The sequence below is a fragment of the Microbacterium sp. genome (assembly GCF_031179285.1).
GTDB lineage: Bacteria > Actinomycetota > Actinomycetes > Actinomycetales > Microbacteriaceae > Microbacterium.
In genome coordinates this window covers 15,615-33,434 of the sequence record NZ_JAPSHY010000020.1, presented here as the reverse complement: position 1 = coordinate 33,434, position 17,820 = coordinate 15,615, and the positions used below count along the sequence as shown (strand labels likewise).

Annotated in this window: 16 protein-coding genes; 3 read left to right on the top strand and 13 right to left on the bottom strand. The window is 70.2% G+C overall.

Annotation, left to right across the window (positions count from 1 at the left end; all coding sequences use genetic code 11):
* Window positions 1–10 precede the first annotated feature (10 nt).
* The 12 genes from RIN18_RS12715 to RIN18_RS12660 form a co-directional block, all read right to left on the bottom strand.
* A complete protein-coding gene (locus tag RIN18_RS12715; protein WP_309104348.1) occupies window positions 11–460 on the bottom strand; it encodes a DUF3054 domain-containing protein in 450 nt (149 codons plus the stop codon).
* Between the two features lie 50 nt (window positions 461–510).
* Window positions 511–1,170 carry a 2-phosphosulfolactate phosphatase gene (locus RIN18_RS12710; RefSeq protein WP_309104347.1) on the bottom strand — a complete coding sequence of 220 codons (660 nt, stop codon included), beginning with the start codon at window positions 1,168–1,170 and terminating at the stop codon, window positions 511–513.
* Window positions 1,171–1,235: 65 nt separating this feature from the next.
* Window positions 1,236–2,696 carry an FtsX-like permease family protein gene (locus RIN18_RS12705; RefSeq protein ID WP_309104346.1) on the bottom strand — a complete coding sequence of 487 codons (1,461 nt, stop codon included), beginning with the start codon at window positions 2,694–2,696 and terminating at the stop codon, window positions 1,236–1,238.
* Entirely contained in the window at window positions 2,693–3,454 is a 762-nt protein-coding gene (locus RIN18_RS12700; protein ID WP_309104345.1) for an ABC transporter ATP-binding protein, read from the bottom strand. Before RIN18_RS12700 ends, RIN18_RS12705 begins: the two co-directional genes overlap by 4 nt.
* A 108-nt stretch (window positions 3,455–3,562) precedes the next feature.
* Window positions 3,563–4,198 carry a response regulator transcription factor gene (locus RIN18_RS12695; RefSeq protein WP_309104344.1) on the bottom strand — a complete coding sequence of 212 codons (636 nt, stop codon included), beginning with the start codon at window positions 4,196–4,198 and terminating at the stop codon, window positions 3,563–3,565.
* A gap of 28 nt (window positions 4,199–4,226) precedes the next feature.
* A complete protein-coding gene (locus RIN18_RS12690; protein WP_309104343.1) occupies window positions 4,227–5,423 on the bottom strand; it encodes a histidine kinase in 1,197 nt (398 codons plus the stop codon).
* 119 nt (window positions 5,424–5,542) lie between these two features.
* Entirely contained in the window at window positions 5,543–6,340 is a 798-nt protein-coding gene (locus RIN18_RS12685; protein ID WP_309104342.1) for a class I SAM-dependent methyltransferase, read from the bottom strand.
* Between the two features lie 22 nt (window positions 6,341–6,362).
* Entirely contained in the window at window positions 6,363–7,424 is a 1,062-nt protein-coding gene (locus tag RIN18_RS12680; RefSeq protein WP_309104341.1) for a hypothetical protein, read from the bottom strand.
* Window positions 7,425–7,455: 31 nt separating this feature from the next.
* Entirely contained in the window at window positions 7,456–8,598 is a 1,143-nt protein-coding gene (locus tag RIN18_RS12675; protein WP_309104340.1) for an AMP-binding protein, read from the bottom strand.
* A 90-nt stretch (window positions 8,599–8,688) separates the two neighbouring features.
* Complete coding sequence (locus RIN18_RS12670) at window positions 8,689–9,600, bottom strand: 1,4-dihydroxy-2-naphthoyl-CoA synthase (protein WP_309104339.1); 912 nt, start codon at window positions 9,598–9,600, stop codon at window positions 8,689–8,691.
* A 107-nt stretch (window positions 9,601–9,707) separates the two neighbouring features.
* Window positions 9,708–10,694, bottom strand: a complete 987-nt coding sequence (locus RIN18_RS12665) for a permease prefix domain 1-containing protein (protein WP_309104338.1) — start codon at window positions 10,692–10,694, stop codon at window positions 9,708–9,710.
* Between the two features lies 1 nt (window position 10,695).
* The gene (locus RIN18_RS12660; protein ID WP_309104337.1) at window positions 10,696–11,028 is read right to left on the bottom strand and encodes a helix-turn-helix transcriptional regulator; all 333 of its coding nucleotides are present in this window, start codon (window positions 11,026–11,028) and stop codon (window positions 10,696–10,698) included.
* A gap of 273 nt (window positions 11,029–11,301) precedes the next feature.
* Between RIN18_RS12660 and RIN18_RS12655 the strand changes: the two genes are divergently transcribed.
* Window positions 11,302–12,282: an o-succinylbenzoate synthase gene (locus RIN18_RS12655; protein ID WP_309104336.1), complete on the top strand. Its 981-nt coding sequence runs from the start codon at window positions 11,302–11,304 to the stop codon at window positions 12,280–12,282.
* Window positions 12,283–12,288: 6 nt separating this feature from the next.
* Here the strand turns inward: RIN18_RS12655 and RIN18_RS12650 are convergent, their stop codons facing one another.
* A complete protein-coding gene (locus RIN18_RS12650; protein ID WP_309104335.1) occupies window positions 12,289–12,912 on the bottom strand; it encodes a helix-turn-helix domain-containing protein in 624 nt (207 codons plus the stop codon).
* A gap of 147 nt (window positions 12,913–13,059) precedes the next feature.
* Here RIN18_RS12650 and RIN18_RS12645 point away from each other — a divergent pair, with 147 nt between their 5' ends.
* Together RIN18_RS12645 and RIN18_RS12640 are read left to right on the top strand one after the other, a co-directional pair.
* Window positions 13,060–15,852, top strand: a complete 2,793-nt coding sequence (locus RIN18_RS12645) for an MMPL family transporter (RefSeq protein WP_309104334.1) — start codon at window positions 13,060–13,062, stop codon at window positions 15,850–15,852.
* Window positions 15,849–17,801 (top strand): YhgE/Pip family protein, encoded by a 1,953-nt coding sequence (locus RIN18_RS12640; protein ID WP_309104333.1) that lies wholly within the window; start codon window positions 15,849–15,851, stop codon window positions 17,799–17,801. Before RIN18_RS12645 ends, RIN18_RS12640 begins: the two co-directional genes overlap by 4 nt.
* Window positions 17,802–17,820: the final 19 nt, after the last annotated feature.

The following is a 17,820-nucleotide window of genomic DNA, read 5'->3' as shown; positions in this document are numbered from 1 at the left end:
ACCCCGGCTCTCAGCCCTCGCGACCCGGGCCAGGCGCATCAGTCGCCTCGGTCGCCTCCGTGGCCGAGAAGTCGCCGGCAAGCGATCCACCGGTCGAGCTCGCACCGCGGCGCCGACGAAGCCAGCCCGCCGCCGTGCGCCAGCCGACGAGGAAGACGCCGAGGGTGAGCGTCGCGACGATGATGAACGGCAGCTGAGCGGTGTCACCGCTGACGACGCGCAGCAGCATCCCCGCCGCCACGGTGGCGATCCAGACGATCGCCCCCCACCGCACCGACCACGGCCGCCGCGGTCGCCCACCGAGCAGTGCGGCGAGTGCATGTCCGATCAGGAGCGCGACGAGGAACGGCCACGCGGTGAGAAGGAACCCGGCCGGATCCTCCTGGTGCGATGCGCGACCGATCGCGGCGAACACGAGCACCAGCAGGGCGTCGAGGATGATGGCGGGGACGAACCTCATGCCTCGACCCTACGGCGCGGCACCGCATCCGTCGCCAGGCTGCCGGCCTGTCAGCCGTCGAACGCGACGATCCTGCCCCGGTCGACCATCGGTACGACCGACACGGCGTCGAGGGTGGCCGCATCCTCGGTCGAGGTCGGCACGATGCCCGCCGCTTCCATCCGAGCGGTCGATGCGACGCCGATCTCGAGTTCGCGACCCGAGCCGCTCGCCCCGAGCAGATGCCGAAGTGCGCCACGCAGCGAACGGAAGCTCTCGGCCGCGGCCGCCGCCTCCGGCGAGGTGTGGTCGATGCCGAGGTCCGTGAGCGCTGCGACGATCGCGCCGGCTCCGAGATGATCCTCGACGGCGAAGCGGATCGCGCCGGCGTCGTCCAGCTCGCCGGCGGCGATCACGGCCACCGAGGTGCGCCGGCCGCGCGACCCCTGGATGACCTGCACAGCGCGGGCGACCGCGGCGGCGTTACGGATGCCACCGACGAGCACGGTGTCCGCGGTCGCCGCAGCGGTCACCGCAGCCCCATTGGTCGACCAGCGCAGGGCACCGTCGAGATCGATCGTCGCGCCCGCGGCGACGGCATCCGCCACCGTCGACGAGAACCGCAGCACGTCGACGGCGATCACGACGTCGGTCGGCGCCAGTCGGTGGAGCCCGGAGACACCCCACTCGAGACGGACCTGATACGTGGACTGGTCGAAGGGCGAAGGCATCCGTCCAGCCTATGCGCCGCTGCGCGAGGCCCGCTTCCCGGAAGCGGGCCTCGCGAGAACCCGGCTCAGTCGGCGGCCAGCGCCTCGACCGGCGCCACGCGCGTGGCCAGGCGCGTCGGGGTGGCAGCGGCGACGAGGGTAAGCAGACCGGTCGCCACCACGATGATCACCACCGGAAGCCACGGCACCTGCGGCGCCACCAGCCCCGCCGGAGTCATCTCGGGGAGGGTCGGCACGGACCCCAGCAGCGACTGCGCGGCGATCCACCCGTACGCGACACCCAGCACGAGGCCGGTCAGGGTCGCGGCGACCGTGATGTGCGTCGCCTCCAGCAGCACCATCGCGCGCACCTGTCCGTTGGAGAGGCCGATCGAGCGCAGCAGTCCGAGTTCGCGGCGGCGCTGCACGACGCCGATGGTGAGCAGGTTCACCAGCCCGACCGCGGCGATCACCGCCGAGATGGCGACGAGCACCATCATGATGGCGGCGAAGGCGTCCATCGGGGCGAAGAACTCAGCCGGCACGTCGCCGGTCACCTGGCTCATCATCAGCCGCTTGGCGGACTCGAGCGCGACGGCGAACATCGTCACGAGCGTGACGCCCATGACGACGCCGATCGCCATCCGCGACGAGCGCTCCGGGTAGCGCAGGGCGTTCTCGGCCGCGAGCCGGGCAGTCGCACTCGAGCCGAACAGGCGGCCGACGAGACGCAGCACCGGCGGCATGAACAGCACCGAGCCGAGCGCCAGGCCTGTGAACGACAGGACGCCTCCGACGAAGGCGACGACCACACCGAGTGGGGTGATGAGTCCGATGACCACGCCGCCGGCGAGCAGAGCCGCCCCGCTGAGGAGAAGGACCCAGGCGCCCACGTGGCGCCCCGGGCGGCCCGCGACGTCATGGTGGGTGCGCTCGACCGAGCCGCCGAGCGCCTGCAGGGGTGTCACCGCGAGGACGCGCCGCGAGCCGACCCAGGCGGCGGCCCAGGTCGTGAGAGCGACACCGACGACGGGGAGCGCGACGAGCGGCTGCCCGATCGAGAAGGCACTCGGAGCATTGTCGATCAGCTGCGCGCCGATCTGCACACCCGCCACGGCGAGCACGAGACCGGCGAGCAGGCCGAGGGCTGCGCCGATCACTCCGACGATGAGACCCTGGCGGCCCACCTCGGCGCGCTGCGAGCGAGCCGTCGCCCCGATGAGCCGCATCAGGGCGATACGGCGCGTGCGACCGGCGATGATCGTCGAGAAGGTGTTCGCGGTCACGATGGCTGCGACGTACATAGCGACGGCGGTGAGAAGCACCGAGAGCAGCGCGACGACGAAGGCGAGCGTGCCGCTGTCGCCGATGAAGGGATCGGCCTGGAGCACGGCGCCGATGTACGCGGTGATCTCGACGAGGACGACACCGAACCCGGCGGAGAGCGCCGCGACGAGCACGCTGGCGCCCATCCCGCGATCGCGAAGCCACCCGAGTCGCGGCCCGGTCGCCGTCGTCTCGGGGACCACGGCGGCGACGGCGGTCATGCCGCCACCTCGGCCGCGAGCATGTACGCCGAGATCTCCTCGGCGCTCTGACGCGGGTGGTCGGCGACGATCCGCCCGTCACCGAGGAAGAGGACGCGGTCGGCGTGGCTGGCCGCGATCGCGTCATGGGTGACCATGGCGATCGATTGACCGTGTTCGCGACTCGCGGTGGCCAGCAGCTGCAACACCTCGCGACCGGTCTTGGAGTCGAGGTTGCCGGTGGGCTCGTCGGCGAAGACGAGATCGGGCGCGGTCGAGAGGGCGCGGGCGATGGCGACGCGCTGCTGCTGACCGCCGGAGAGCTCGTGCGGACGGTGTCGCAGTCGCGAGCCGAGGCCGAGCGTCTCGACGAGTCCGTCGATGCGGGCGCGCTCGATCGCGCTGGGACGGCGCCCGTCGAGTTCGAAGGGCAGCATGATGTTGCCGAGGGCGTCGAGCGTCGGAACCAGGTTGAACGCCTGGAAGATGAACCCGACGCGGCGACGACGAAGGATGGTCAGGTCGAGGTCGGGCAGTCCGGTGATCTCGGTATCGCCGATCCAGGCCCGGCCTTCGGTGGGGCTGTCGAGGCCGGCCATGATGTGCATGAGGGTCGACTTGCCCGAGCCCGAAGGTCCCATGATCGCAGTGAACTGGCCACGACGGATGCCGACGCTCACGCCGTCGAGCGCGTGCACGGTTCCTTCGCCGGTTCCGTAGGTCTTTTTCAGGTGCTGGACGCGGGCGGCGAGCCCGAGGTCGGTGGTCGTGATCTCCATGCCTTCGACGCTACGGATCGCGGATGCCGCCGCGCGTCGCCCTGGCGGAGCATCCGCGTACATCGCAAGGATGATCCCGACCCGCGCGGAATCCCGGAGCGGCTCGGCTCAGGCCAGCCCGTGCTCGAAGGCGAAGACCACCAGCTGAACGCGGTCGCGCAGGGTGAGTTTCGTGAGGATCCTGCTGATGTGCGTCTTGACGGTCGCCTCGCTGAGGAACTCGCGCGCCGCGATCTCGGCATTCGACAGCCCCCGTGCGGCGAGGGCGAAGATCTCCTGCTCGCGCTCCGTGAGCGCCGCATACTGCGGCGGCACGGGCTTGGGCGCCTCGGTGAAGTGCTGGAACAGTTCTCTGGTGGCGGATGCCGCGATCACCGACGAGCCGGCATGCACGGTGCGGATCGCGGCGAGCAGGAACTCGGGGTCGGCGTCCTTGAGGAGGAATCCGCTGGCACCCTGGCGGATCGCCCTCGCGGCGGCCTCATCGAGGTCGAACGTCGTCAGCATCACCACACGCGGCGGGTTCGGCTGAGCGAGGATCTCGGCCGTCGCCGCGAGTCCGTCCATCACCGGCATCCGGATGTCCATGAGCACGACGTCGGGATTCGTCGAGCGCACGACCTGCACTCCCTCGCGTCCGTCCCCCGCTTCGCCGACGACGTCGAGATCGGGTTGCGAGGCCACGAGCATGCGGATGCCGGCACGGAACAGTGCCTGATCATCGACGAGAACGACCTTGATCATGCGGTGCTTCCTGTCGTTCGCGAGTACGTCAATGGGGGGCGTCCGGATCCGCCGAATCGCCGATCGGGAGCGTCGCCCGCACGATGAACTGCGCTCCCAGACGCTCCGCCTGTAGATTACCGCCCACCAGTTGCGCGCGTTCGCGCATGCCGATGAGGCCGTGCCCGCCAGGACCGGGCGACGCGTCCGAGGGCACGGTGTTGCGGACCTCGACATCGACACTGTCCGGCAGCCAGGCGAGGTGCACGTCGACGGAGCCGTCGCCATGGCGCAGCGCGTTGGTGAGTGCTTCCTGCAGGATCCGGTAGACGGCGAGCTGGATGGCGGCGGGGGGCTCCCCCGGCGGCATCGGATCGACCGTGACCTGCGGATCCACACCCGCCTGCCGCATCTGCGCGAAGAGGGTCTCCAGGTCGCCGAGCGTCGGCTGCGGTCCGTCACCCTGTCGATGGCGGAGCTGGGTGAGCAGCATCCGCACGTCGGAGAGCGCACCCCGCGCGGTCTGCGCGATCGTGCCGAGCGCCTCCTGCGCGAGCTCGGGCTTGGTCGCGGCGGCATAGCGTGCCCCGTCGGCCTGTGCGATCACGACGGCGAGGGAGTGGGCGACGACATCGTGCATGTCTCTCGCGATGCGCACCCGCTCCTGCTCCTCGGCGGTCGCGGCCTCCGCCTTCATCTGCGCCTCGCGGATGCGTCGCGAGCGGAGGATGACCCTCCACAGCAGGCCGCACACCCACGCGAATCCGAGCGCGAGCTCGGACGCCACGAGAATCAGCGTGCCCGCCGTGAGCAGGTCCCACCCGGTCCCGGTCCCCACCGCGACACCCGTGACGACCACCATGTACACCGCGGCGACGACGCCGCCCGCGATGGCCGACGCGAGCCCCCACCAGAGCACGCGGCGCGACCCCCATGCGGCAGTCGCATAGAGCACGAGAAGCACCGCGATATTGATCGGCAGCGGGCCGAAGCCTGCGAGCATCTGCACGATGGCGCCCGCCCACGCCGCGATCAGCGCGAGCCCGGGCGCGAGTCGCCCGATCGCGACACCGGCGAACATCAGGATGCTGGCGAGCACGATCGCGAAGGCCGCGACACCCTGAACGGCCTGATTCGCCGGTGCCGGTGCATAGAACACCAGCGACGACGGCATCAGGACGAGAAAAAGCAGCGCCGCCCCTGAGATGTCGAGGGTCAGCGCCACCCGTGAGAGCGGGCGGATCACTCCCTCACCGTACGCGAACGCCGAAGCCGCCCGCATCCGCCGAGCGATGTATCCGCCGCGCGATGTCTCCGCCGCGCGATGTCTCCGGCGCGCGCCGCGGCGACCAGGCGGCGCGGCGCTCAAGCTGCGACGCGGCAGAGTATCTCGCCGTGCGGAACGAGGTACCAGCCGTCCTCGGCGTCGGCCCACCGCTTCCACGCGTCGCTGATGGCACGGAGGTCGGCGCCGGTGGCCAGCTCCTCGCTGACGAGCTGCCGTGCGAGGGCGGATTCGACGATGCGGTCGGCCCACATCCCGCCCCACCAGTCTCTTTCCTCCGGCGTCGCGTAGCACCAGGTCGACGCCGTCGCCGTGAAGTCGTCGAAACCGGCCTGCCGCGCCCACGACAGCAGCCGTCGGCCGGCGTCCGGTTCGCCGCCGTTCGCGCGGGCGGCCGCGCTGTAGAGCTCGAGCCAGCGATCGAGTTCGGGCAGCAGCGGGAACCAGATGAACCCGGCGTAGTCCGCGTCGCGCGCGGCGACGACGCCGCCCGGTGCGGTGACGCGGCGCATCTCGCGCAGCGCCTGCACCGGATCGCCGACATGCTGCAGCACCTGATGCGCATGCACGACGTCGAAAGCCGCGTCGGCGAAGCTCAGGGCATGCACGTCCGCGATCGAGAAGTCGATGTTCGTGAGCCCTCGGCTCTCGGCCAGCGCGCGCGAGAGCGACAGGGCGCCGTCGTCGATCTCGGTGGCCATGACCCGACCGACCACGCGCGCGAAGTCCACGGTGATCGTCCCCGGGCCCGCGCCGATGTCGAGAAGGCGCGTGGACGGTCCGAGGTGCGGCCGAAGGTACTCCGCGGAGTTCGAGATGTCCCTGGTGTTGTGCGAGCGGAGAACGGACTCGTGGTGCCCGTGGGTGTACCTGGCCATGTCGCTCAGTCTGGCAGGTCGCTCAGAGCTCGAGCACCCGCTCCGCCACAGCGTCCGGACCGACGCCCGTGGTGTCGACGATCCGCTCTCCCGGCCGTACCGGCACTCGCCGCTGCCGGATTCCTTCAGCGATGACGGCCGCCACTGCTTCCTGCGAAGCGCCGGCCAGATCGTCTCCGGCGAGCATCACTTCGCCGGAGCCGTCGGCTCGCTTCTCGACGCGGTCACGGAGTGCATCATCGTCGGCGTCGAGCCGGACGAACGACACCTCGGCTCCGGGGAACGCGGCGATCACCTCCGCCGGCTCGAACCGGAACGGAGCGACGGCGACCAGCATCCCCGCCGCCGCGTCGGAGAAGGCACGGTGCATCTCGACGGTGTTGCGAAGGCCGACATCGTGCGGCGTGTTCCAGGCGAAGGCGAGTTGCGCCACGTCGACGAACCCGGTGCGGCGCTTCGCCCGCCACTGTGCCGAGGCGATCTCCCACCCGACTTGAGACGCACCGGCGCAGCGCGGCCCGGTGATCCAGATCACTCGCGCCGGGCGCGCTGCTGCCGGATCATCTTCCGATCCGGCCACACTCGCCTCATCGCCCGTCGGCGACCACCGTTCCAGCACGGCATCCGCGGTCTCCGCCACCGTGAGCGCGTCGGTGGCGAGCCTCGACCAGGATCGATGCGCGCCCGCCGATTCGCGGTCACCGACGGCCAGGACGGCCTCGACCTGCGCCTCGGGCCAGCCGCGGGACGCCAGTCGCGCGCGTCTCGTCGCTCCCGCGGCATCCAGCCAGAGCGAGGTCGTCGGGTGCCCGGGATGCGGCGGCGCGGCGGAAGGGTCGGCGACGCCCGAGACGACGAGGCGTTCGACCCCGGCCGACTGGAACTGGTTCGCCACCCGTGCGAGCGCCGATTCCTTCAGCATCCAGCGGTCGGGGTCCGCCGACGGGGCCGGGTAGCACATACCGAGCTGATCGATGTCGACGTATCCGCAGCGCTCCCCCTCCGTGGCCAGGCGACGCGCGACCGTCCATCCGACCGCGCTCTTGCCGACCCCTGGCACGCCCGCCAGCCGCAGTATCTCCATGAACCCACCATAGGCAGGCACGCTCATCGGGTCAGCGGAGATCCTGCACGGCCCGGCGGATGCTCTCCCGATCCGGCTTGCCGGACGGCAGCGTCGCCAGCTCGTCGACGACGATCAGACGCGACGGCCTGGCGTGCTTCCCGACCTCCCGTGCCACCTCATCCCGCGCGTGTGCCAGCTGCTCCGGCTCGCTGCGTCGCAGCAGCTCACCGCGGGCCGCGACGATCACCGACGCCTCGCCCCAGCGCTCGTCCTCCACGCCCACGACCACAGCCTGGTGGAGCCCCGGAACCCGTCTCACGATCCGCTCGACGCGGTCGAGCGAGACGTTGATCCCACCCGACACGATGACGTTGTCGGCGCGACCGTGCACACGGACGACGCCGTCCTCGACGAGGCCGAGGTCGCCGGTGCGGTACCAGCGGATGCCGCGCTCGTCACGCACGAACGCACGTGAGGTGAGCGCCGGATCGCCGAGGTAGCCGTCGGCGAGCATCGGCCCGGCGATCTGCAGCTCGCCCTCGATCGTGCGGACGCCGACGGTGTCGAGCGGGACGCCGTCGTACACGCATCCGCCACTCGTCTCGGTCGACCCGTAGGTCCGCACGACCCGTACCCCGAGCTCGCCCGCTCGCTCGCGCAACGGCTCAGGAAGCGCCTGCCCGCCGACGAGGATCGCGCGGTAGATACGGAGCGCGGCGCGCACCCCGGGTTCGTCGACCGCTTCGAGAAGCGTCGCCAGCTGAGCCGGCACGAGCGAGGTGAACAACGTCTCGTCGCCAGTGCGCACCATCGACAGCGTCGCCTCGGTGAAGCCGCGCGGCGAGAATGCGCCGGCCAGCGTGACCGGTTCGGTGGCCGCCAGCGCCGACCGGACCAGCACCTGAAGCCCTGCGACGTATCCGGCGGGAAGGGCGAGCAGCCAGCGCCCGCTGCCGATCCGGGCGGCCGTCGCCTCGGCGCTGGAGCGCAGCGCCTCGGCACTGAGCACCACCCGCTTCGGCAGCCCGCTGGAGCCGGAGGTCGCGATGACCGCGGCCGTGCCGTCCGGGACGGTTACCGCGGGCTCCGCGAGCATCCCGAACCCGAGCGCCGGTCCGCCGTCCAGCGCCCGGCGAAGCGCGTCCTGCAGACCGCGCGGATCGTCGGCGTCGATGGGGATCAGCGCTGTCATCGCCGGTCACCCGCCGCGCCGAGAACGCACGAACCGCCCTTCCGAGGCCCGCGGAAGGGCGGTTCGTGCGTTCTCGATGTCATCGGAGTCTCAGTAGAGCCAGGGGAACGACGACCAGTCCGGCGCGCGCTTCTCGAGGAACGAGTCGCGACCCTCGACCGCCTCGTCGGTGCCGTACGCGAGTCGGGTCGCCTCGCCGGCGAACACCTGCTGCCCGACGAGTCCGTCGTCGACCGCGTTGAATGCGAATTTCAGCATCCGGATCGCGGTCGGCGACTTCGTGAGCACCGTGCGCGCCATCTTCAGCGCCTCGCGCTCCAGCTCCGCGTGGGGCACGACGCGGTTCACGGCGCCGGCTTCATAGGCGCGCTGGGCGGAGTACTCCTCCGCGAGGAAGAACACCTCGCGCGCGAACTTCTGCCCGGTCTGGCGCGCCATGTAGGCCGACCCGTATCCGGCGTCGAAGGAGCCGACGTCGGCGTCGGTCTGCTTGAAACGCGCTTCCTCGGCCGACGCGATCGACAGATCGCAGACGACGTGCAACGAATGTCCGCCGCCGGCCGCCCACCCTGGGATGACGGCGATGACGACCTTGGGCATGAATCGGATGAGGCGCTGCACTTCGAGGATGTGCAGCCGGCCGGCCCGTGCCGGGTCGTGGACGACCGTCTCGTCATCGGAGTACTTGTAGCCGTCGCGGCCGCGGATGCGCTGGTCGCCGCCGGAGCAGAACGCCCAGCCGCCGTCCTTCGGACTCGGACCGTTGCCGGTCAGCAGCACCGCGCCGATCTTCGGATCCTGCCGGGCCACGTCGAGCGCGCGGTACAGCTCGTCGACGGTGTGCGGGCGGAACGCGTTTCGCACCTCCGGGCGGTCGAACGCGATGCGGGCGACGCCGCCGTCGTGCGTGACGTGCGCGGTGATGTCGGTGTACTCCTCGGCACCGGGCGCGAGCACCCATTCGGCTGGGTCGAACAACTCGGAGACGGATGCGCTGGTCACGGCATCCAGCCTATGCCCGCGAGTTCCGGATGCCGCGGTCCGCCCATCCGCGCGACACAGATGTGTCGCCCCCGGATTCGAGGGCGACACATCTGCGGTGAGCCGGCTCAGGCGCGGCGCGCCCTCGCGGTCTTGAGCCAGCCGTCGACGATGTCCCAGATGCCGATGCCGACGATCAGGGCGCCGAAGATCACCGCGATGACCCGGAGCACCCCGCCCTGCTCCGCCGCGCCCGCGTTCGCGTTCGCGAGTTCGGCCGCGTGATCGGTCGCGAGGAACTCCACGAAGGCCGGATTCACCAGCTGACCGGTCACCAGCAGGTACAGCGCCGGCACCGCGAATGCGATGGCGAGGATCGTGTTGATGACCGCGAATCCGACGGTCCAACGGCGGGCGACGTAGATGCCGATCGCCAGCAGCATCTCGGCGACGAGGAGTACGAGCAGCGCGGTCATCCACCAGGGCCAGAGCGCCGGGTTCAGGATCGGGAGAGCCTCGCCATCGGGACGGACGAACCCGCGCAGCGTATCCCACAGAATGGCGCCGGCCGCCAGCGCGAGGAAGATCGCCGATGCGATCAGCTCGGATCGTCCGGCACCGTTCTCGGTGGGTTCGGGCAGTTGATCGACGTCCCAGTTCACGCCGGGATCGGTGGCGGTGCGCTCGAGGATCGCGAAGACCAGCGTCGTCCAGAAGCCGGTGTGAACGATCGCCATGACTCCGGCGACGGCGGCCGCGCCGATCAGCTCGCCGATGGTGGCGAACTCGAGGACCTTCGCGATCGACACACCGATGATCGCGCACACCGGCACGATCCAGAGCAGCAGTTTCAGCAGCCGCCACCAGACCAGGTAGTAGCGGGGTCCGATGAGGTGGAGCGGGCGGTCGGCATAGCCAGCCGCGAGGGCCGCCGGGTCTCCCAGTTCGGTGAGCACGGCGCGCTCGGCCTGAGTCGGGGTCTCCCCCTGTTCCACGCGCGCTTCGACGGCGTCGGAGATCGAGGCTTCGAGTTCAGCGCGGACGTCGTCCTGCGACGTCGGCGGCAGGCTCTTGACGGTGGCGGCGATGTACCGCTCGGTGAGGGTGGATGACATGTCAGTGCTCCTGATCGGTCAGCGAGGCGATGGCGTCGGTGAGGGCGAGCCATTCCTGGGTGAGGGTGTCGGCGAGGCGGATGCCGGCGACCGAGGTGCGGTAGAACTTGCGAGGCCGTGCCTCGTCGGTGTTCCACTCGCTCGTGAGGTACTCCTGCTTCTCGAGCCGCCGCAGCAGCGGGTAGAGGGTGTTCGCATCGGTCGCGAACCCCCGCTGTTCCAGCTGTTCGAGCAGCCCGTAGCCGTACCCCGGCGTGCGCAGCAGCTGCAGACAGGCCAGCACGATCGTGCCGCGGCGCAACTCCTGCAGGTGCGTATCGAGGATCTCGTTCATGTCGTTCACATTACTGTGTGTAACACACCATTGTCAACCACACGTGCATGGGTGAGGCAAGATCCGCCTACCGCTTCACGCCGACACCCACACCTGACGAGACGGCGGCACGTGTTCACAACTCCTCAGAATCGTGCGCGGTAGCTGCCGGAACCGGCGAGATCACGGGGCCTCGCAGACCGGACTCGGAGCCGCGCGAAGATTTCTGCGGAGTTGTGAACCGACCGGCGGCGCGGATGCCGTCGCGCGGCGCGAAGAGGGCACAATGGGCACATGCTCCCGACGCTCGCAGAACTCCTCGATTCGGCCTGGGTCGTCTCTCTCCCGATGCATACCCGATTCCGAGGCATCGACACGCGCGAGGCGCTGCTGTTCGAGGGTCCGGAGGGCTGGGCGGAGTTTTCCCCCTTCGTGGAGTATGACGACGAGGAAGCGTCGGAGTGGCTTGCGGCAGCCATCGACTTCGCCTGGCGGCCGCAGCCCGCGCCGGTGCGGGACCGGATCGGCGTCAACGCCACGGTGCCCGCGATCGACGCGGCACGGGTGGCGGACGTCCTCGACCGGTTCCCCGGATGCCGCACGGCGAAGGTCAAGGTCGCCGAGCCCGGCCAGACCCTCGCCGATGACGTCGCCCGGGTGCGCGCAGTGCGCGAGGCGATGGGCCCGGAGGGCCGCATCCGCATCGACGCGAACGGCGCCTGGAACGTCGACGAGGCGGAGCACGCCGTGCACGCGCTGAACGAATACGACCTCGAGTACCTCGAGCAACCGTGCGCCACGGTGGCGGAACTCGCCGAACTGCGCACCCGCGTGAAATACATGGGCATCCCGATCGCCGCAGACGAGAGCGTCCGCAAGTCCTCAGACCCGCTCGCCGTCGCGCGTGCGGGAGCGGCGGATCTCCTGGTGGTCAAGGCTCAGCCACTGGGTGGCATCACTCACGCCCTGCAGATCGTGACGGCCGCGGGACTGCCCGTGGTGGTCTCGAGTGCCCTCGACACCGCCGTCGGCCTGTCTCAGGGCGCGGCCCTCGCCGCAGCGCTCCCACAGCTCGATTACGACTGCGGACTCGGCACCTCCTCGCTGTTCCTCGACGACGTCGCCGACCTCCGCCCACGTGATGGCAGCGTCGCCGTCGGTCGCGTGACACCGGACGCCGACGCCGTCGACAGGCTCGCGGCGACCGAAGACCGGCGTTCGTGGTGGCTGGGGCGTCTCGAGCGCTGCCACCGGCTCCTCACTGAGAGGGACTGACCTGGATCACTGCTCCAGAAGCAGCTGCACGAAGTTCCCGAGTTCGGCAGTACCGGCATGGCGCAGCTGGGCGGCATCCTGACCCGCCATCGCACCGCGGACGGCCATGCCTTCCCAGATGACCATCAGCATGCGGGCGGCGGTCTCGGCCGGAAGACGCACGGCCAGGTGCCCGGCCGCCACGATGTCGGTGATGATCTGCGCGATGCCGGCGACCATCTCTCGCTCCTGCGCGAGGTATCCCGCTCCGAACTGCTCATCACGCAGCGCTCGGAGCCGGATCTCACTCATCAGCATCACGTCGAGGCGATCGTCGCCACCGGCATCCATCACCTGCTGCACGAGGACCAGCGGATCGCATCCGTCGGCGAGCGCACCCGTCGCCGCCAGCTCTTCCACACGTGCCCGAACCGCGCGCACCCTGACGTCGGCCACACTGCCGGCGAGCGTCAGGAAGAGTTCGTCCTTGGATTCGAAGTTCGAGTAGAAGGCGCCGCGCGTGAATCCAGCGCGTTCGCAGACAGCCTCGACCGTCGCCCCGTCGAGACCGACCTCGGCGAACACCTGAGCCGCCGCCTCCAGAAGGCGGGTGCGGGTGTTCTCGCGGTTGCGCGTCACGGATGTCGTCATCGTCGAAACCTCCTGCCTTCACTCTCGCACGTCCGGGTCGGGTGATACTCACACCCGGCACACAGACTCTCGCGCGTCGATCACCATACGATACATCTATGTATCGGATACATCTGTGTATCCAGTGAACATCCCCGGGAGGAACGCGTGTCCACACTCCTGTCATCGCTCGGTCGCTGGTCGTACCGGCATCCGTGGCGCGTCCTCGCTTCCTGGCTGCTCGTCCTGGGCCTCGCCGGAACCGGCGCACTGGTGCTCGGATCGGGCACGGACAACACGTTCTCGATCCCCGGGACGGAGTCACAGGCCGGCCTCGAACAGCTCTCGCGCTCCTTCCCGCAGGTGAGCGGGACCAACGCTCAGTTCATCGTGGTCGCGGCCGACGGCGACCAGGTCACCGACGACGCCTACCGAAAGAGCATCGAGGATGCCGTCGACGAACTCGGCGATCTCGACGATGTGCTGGCGGTCACCTCCCCGTACGACGAGATGGTCGAGGGGATGGTGAACGAGGACGAGACCGCCGCGATCGTGCGCCTGCAGTTCGACGGCCAGGCCACGGATGTGTCCGCCGAGACCAAGGACGAGCTGAACGCGGTCGTCGATGACCTGGCAGGGGCGCTGCCCGACGGGTCGCAGACCGCGCTGGGCGGCGACCTCTTCGCCATGTCGATCCCCGGCGTCACGATCACCGAGGCCGTCGGGCTGCTGATCGCTCTGCTCGTGCTCGTCGTCACGTTCCGGTCGTTCGTCGTGGCAGGCCTCCCCCTTCTCACGGCGATCCTCGGCGTGGGCATCTCGATGGCCGGCATCTTCGCCGCGACAGCCTTCGCCACCGTCTCGTCGACGACGCCGCTGCTGGCCCTCATGCTGGGGCTCGCGGTCGGCATCGACTACGCGCTGTTCATCATGGCCAGGCATCAGGACCAGGTGCGCGAGGGGGTCGATCCCGAGGAATCCACGGCACGCGCGGTCGGTACCGCCGGTTCCGCCGTCGTCTTCGCCGGTGTCACCGTCCTCATCGCCCTCATCGGCCTCGGCTTCGCTGGCATCCCGTTCCTCACGACCATGGGGATCGCGGCATCCGTCGCGGTCGCCATCGCCGTCGCCATCGCCGTCACCCTGACCCCTGCGGTCCTCGGTTTCATGAAGGGACGGGTCGCCGGCCGTCCGAGACGCAAGCGCTCGCCGAAGAGGGGCGCAGCCGCCAGCGTGCCGCGCCGCTCGTTCAGCGACCGGTGGGTCAGTGGCGTCATCAAGCGGCCGGTGCTCGTCTCCCTGGCCGTCATCGTCGGCCTCGGCGTCGTCGCGGTCCCCGCCCTCAGCCTCAATCTCGCGCTTCCGAACGCGGGCGTCCTGCCCAAGGCCTCGGAAGCCCGTCAGAGCTACGACCTCGTCGGCGAGGAGTTCGGCCCCGGGTTCAACGGACCGCTCATCCTCACCGGCACGATCGTCACGTCGACGGATCCGCTGGCGCTGATGGAAGATCTCGGTGAGGCCGTGGAGCAGATCGACGGCGTCCGCGAGGTGGCGCTGGCCGCGCCGAACGAGACCGCCGACACCGGCATCGTGCAGATCATCCCAGAGACGGCGCCGGATGACCCGGCCACCAGCGATCTGGTCCGCGAGCTGCGCTCGCACCACGACGAGTGGCTCGACGAGTTCGGCATCGACCTGAAGGTCACCGGCTTCACCGCGGTCGCGATCGACATCTCCGACCAGCTCGGGTCGGCGCTGCTGCCGTTCGGCATCTTCGTGATCGGGCTCTCGCTCATCCTGCTGACGATCGTCTTCCGTTCGCTGTGGGTCCCCATCACCGCGGCTCTCGGGTATCTGCTGTCGATCGTCGCCGCGTTCGGTGTCGTGTCGGCCGTGTTCGAGTGGGGCTGGTTCGCCGACGCGCTGCACGTGGCGAAGGTCGGGCCGATCATCAGCTTCATGCCGATCGTGCTCATGGGTGTGCTCTTCGGGCTGGCGATGGACTATCAGGTCTTCCTGGTGTCGCGGATGCGCGAGGACTTCGTGCACGACCCCGCCATCCGCCGCTCCGCCGGGCCCGTCGACCGCAGGACTCGCCGCGAGGCGGCGCTGCGTGCGGTCCGCTCCGGTTTCACCGGGTCGGCCAAGGTCGTCACCGCGGCCGGTCTGATCATGTTCGCGGTCTTCGTCGCGTTCGTCCCGGAGGGGGACTCGTCGCTGAAGCCGATCGCCCTCGGTCTCGCGGCCGGTATCGCGATCGACGCCTTCCTCGTGCGGATGACGCTGATCCCCGCGCTGATGGCGATCCTCGGTGAGCGCGCCTGGCAGATCCCGACCTGGCTCGAGAGGATCCTGCCGAGCGTCGACGTCGAGGGAGAGGCGGTCGAGCGCGAACGCCACCTCGCCGACTGGCCGGGAGATGACTCGATCGTCGCGGCGGACGACCTCACCATCGGCGACGACACGCCCGTGCTCGAAGACGTCAGCCTGCGGTTGGCTCCGCGCGCTGCGATCGTCGCCGGTGGGCGTGACACCCGCACGCGAAGGGCGCTCGCCCTCACGGTGGCGGGGCGCCTGCACTCGGATGCCGGCCGCCTTCGCGTCGCCGGTCATCTGCTGCCGGGGCGAGCGGCGTGGGTGCGATCGCACGTCGGCTGCGTTCTCGTCGACGACGCGGATGCCGCCCTCATCGAACTCGGCGAGGCGCTGCGCGGCAGGTCCGAGATCGTGGTGATCGACGGCCTCGACCGGTTCGGCGGCGCGCGGCGTGACCAGGCGACGGCGATGCTGAGGGATGCCGCGTCGTCACGCCCCCTCGCCGTCTTCGCGACGGCATCCGACCCCGCCTCCGCCCGCCTGCTGCTCGCCGAGGCCGGCTGGCCCGGCGTCCGCACGCTCGACCTTTCGACACCGGCGGCCGCGCGACGGACGCCACAGGAATCAACCGAGGTGAACGCATGACTCTGTCCATCGAGCGCGCACGCTCCCAGAAGCCCATCACATGGCTGACGATCCTGGGGATCCTGCTGCTGCCCGCCGCCGTCGGAGGCATCCTCGTGGCGGCGCTTCACAACCCCACCGAGCGCCTGGACTCCATGACCGCAGCGATCGTCAACCTGGACGAACCGGTCGAGATCGACGGACAGGTCACGCCTCTCGGTCGCCAGCTCGCATCGGGCCTGGTCGAAGGGTCTGAGGAACTCGACTCCAACCTCACCTGGGTGATCTCGAACGAGGATGACGCCGCCACCGGGCTCGCCGACGGCTCGTACCAGGCCGTGATCACGATTCCGGAGAAGTTCTCGGCGGCAGCCACCTCGGCCGGCCAGGCGATCGCCGACGGCGGCGGTGAGGCGGAGAAGGCCACCATCAGCGTGACCACGCCCGAGGACGGCCTCGTCGCCGACGACCTCATCACGGGACAGATCGCGTCGGTCGCCACCTCGACCATGGGAACGATGCTCAGCGAAGCGACGCTCGAGAACGTGCTCGTCGGATTCACCACGATCGGCGATCAGATCGGCGACGCCGCCTCGGGTGCGCTCGAACTCGCGACGGGCGCGCGGGATGCCGCCACCGGAGCCGCCGCGATCCCCGACGGCGCGACGCAGCTCGCGTCCGGCGCCTCGCAGCTCGGCTCGGGCGCGAACGACCTCGCGAACGGGCTCGGGACCATCGCCGACAAGACGCAGGAGGCCGCCGGCGGGGCGGCGCAGCTCGGTGCGGGACTCACTGCGGGTGCGGCAGCGCTCGAGGATCCGAACGGGTCGTTCGGCCAGCTTGCGGCTGCAGCCAAGGGCGGGGCTCCCTATCTCACCGCGGCGGGGGCGCAGACGAAGACGGTGGCCGGATCTTTCGGCGCGCTGGCTGCGACATGCACCGAGTCGGGCGCCTCCGAGGAGTTCTGCGCGCAGGTGAACGCCGCAGCAAGCCAGGCCGCGGACGCGGCCGAGGCCGCAGGCGCAGCCGAGGCCTATCTCGCCCCCGTCGCCGCCGGGGTTCAGGCACTGCCGTCGACACTCGCGGGTCAGTTCCGCGAGGCCGGTGCCGGTGCGACCGCACTCGGGGGTGGCCTGAACCAGCTCGCCGCCGGCGTCGACCAGTCCGCGGCCGGCGCCCGGGCGTTGTCGAGCGGAGCGGGAGAGCTGTCCGGCGGCGCGACGCAGCTCGCGACCGGTGCTGCCGAGCTCGTGACCGGCCTCGATGCTCTCGCGACCGGCACCGGCGATCTCGCAGGCGGCCTGCGGACGGCATCCGACTCGCTGCCGTCGTTCAATGACGAGGAATCGACGTCGCTGGCGTCGGTCGTCGCCGATCCCGTCACGACGGACTCGTCGATGAGCACGATCTTCGGCCCGACCGCCATCCCGCTGCTCGCTGCGGTCGTGTTGTGGTTCGGTGGTCTCGCGTCGTTCCTCGTGATGCGCGCCCACACCGGCAGGACTCTCACGTCGCGGCGTTCGTCGGCCGCGCTGACCCTCCGCGCCTTCACGCCGGCGGCCCTGATCGGAGCCGCTCAGGGGCTTCTCCTCGCCCTCATCGTGCAGATCGTGGCGCAGTACGACGCCGCCGCGTGGTGGGCGTTCGCCGGCACGGCGGTCGTCATCGGTGTCGTGTTCGCCGCCGTGAACCAGGCCCTCGTCGCTCTGTTCGGCGGGATCGGCCGCTGGGTGAGCGCGCTCATCGGCGTGGTGGCCGTCTCCACCGGCCTCATCTCGACGGTGCCCGACTGGCTCGCGGGGATCGGTGCGGCGCTGCCGACCGCTCCGGCCTTCGACGGACTGATCGCGGCCAACGGTGCGGCGATCGCCGGACTCGTCGTCTGGGGTGTGCTGTCGATCGCGGCGACGACCGTCGCCGTCGCCCTCCGACGCACGACGTCGGCGAAGGCGGTGCTCGCCGGGGCCTGACCGGTTTCGATAGATGGAA

Excerpts from the sequence above, each read along its gene's own strand:
- RIN18_RS12680 (WP_309104341.1), bottom strand. The coding sequence starts at position 7,424 with ATGGAGATACTGCGGCTGGCGGGCGTGCCAGGGGTCGGCAAGAGCGCG.
- RIN18_RS12705 (WP_309104346.1), bottom strand. The coding sequence starts at position 2,696 with ATGACCGCCGTCGCCGCCGTGGTCCCCGAGACGACGGCGACCGGGCCG.
- RIN18_RS12710 (WP_309104347.1), bottom strand. The coding sequence starts at position 1,170 with ATGCCTTCGCCCTTCGACCAGTCCACGTATCAGGTCCGTCTCGAGTGG.
- RIN18_RS12700 (WP_309104345.1), bottom strand. The coding sequence starts at position 3,454 with ATGGAGATCACGACCACCGACCTCGGGCTCGCCGCCCGCGTCCAGCAC.
- RIN18_RS12715 (WP_309104348.1), bottom strand. The coding sequence starts at position 460 with ATGAGGTTCGTCCCCGCCATCATCCTCGACGCCCTGCTGGTGCTCGTG.
- RIN18_RS12650 (WP_309104335.1), bottom strand. The coding sequence starts at position 12,912 with ATGACGACATCCGTGACGCGCAACCGCGAGAACACCCGCACCCGCCTT.
- RIN18_RS12640 (WP_309104333.1), top strand. The coding sequence starts at position 15,849 with ATGACTCTGTCCATCGAGCGCGCACGCTCCCAGAAGCCCATCACATGG.
- RIN18_RS12665 (WP_309104338.1), bottom strand. The coding sequence starts at position 10,694 with ATGTCATCCACCCTCACCGAGCGGTACATCGCCGCCACCGTCAAGAGC.
- RIN18_RS12685 (WP_309104342.1), bottom strand. The coding sequence starts at position 6,340 with ATGGCCAGGTACACCCACGGGCACCACGAGTCCGTTCTCCGCTCGCAC.
- RIN18_RS12675 (WP_309104340.1), bottom strand. The coding sequence starts at position 8,598 with ATGACAGCGCTGATCCCCATCGACGCCGACGATCCGCGCGGTCTGCAG.
- RIN18_RS12695 (WP_309104344.1), bottom strand. The coding sequence starts at position 4,198 with ATGATCAAGGTCGTTCTCGTCGATGATCAGGCACTGTTCCGTGCCGGC.
- RIN18_RS12660 (WP_309104337.1), bottom strand. The coding sequence starts at position 11,028 with ATGAACGAGATCCTCGATACGCACCTGCAGGAGTTGCGCCGCGGCACG.
- RIN18_RS12655 (WP_309104336.1), top strand. The coding sequence starts at position 11,302 with ATGCTCCCGACGCTCGCAGAACTCCTCGATTCGGCCTGGGTCGTCTCT.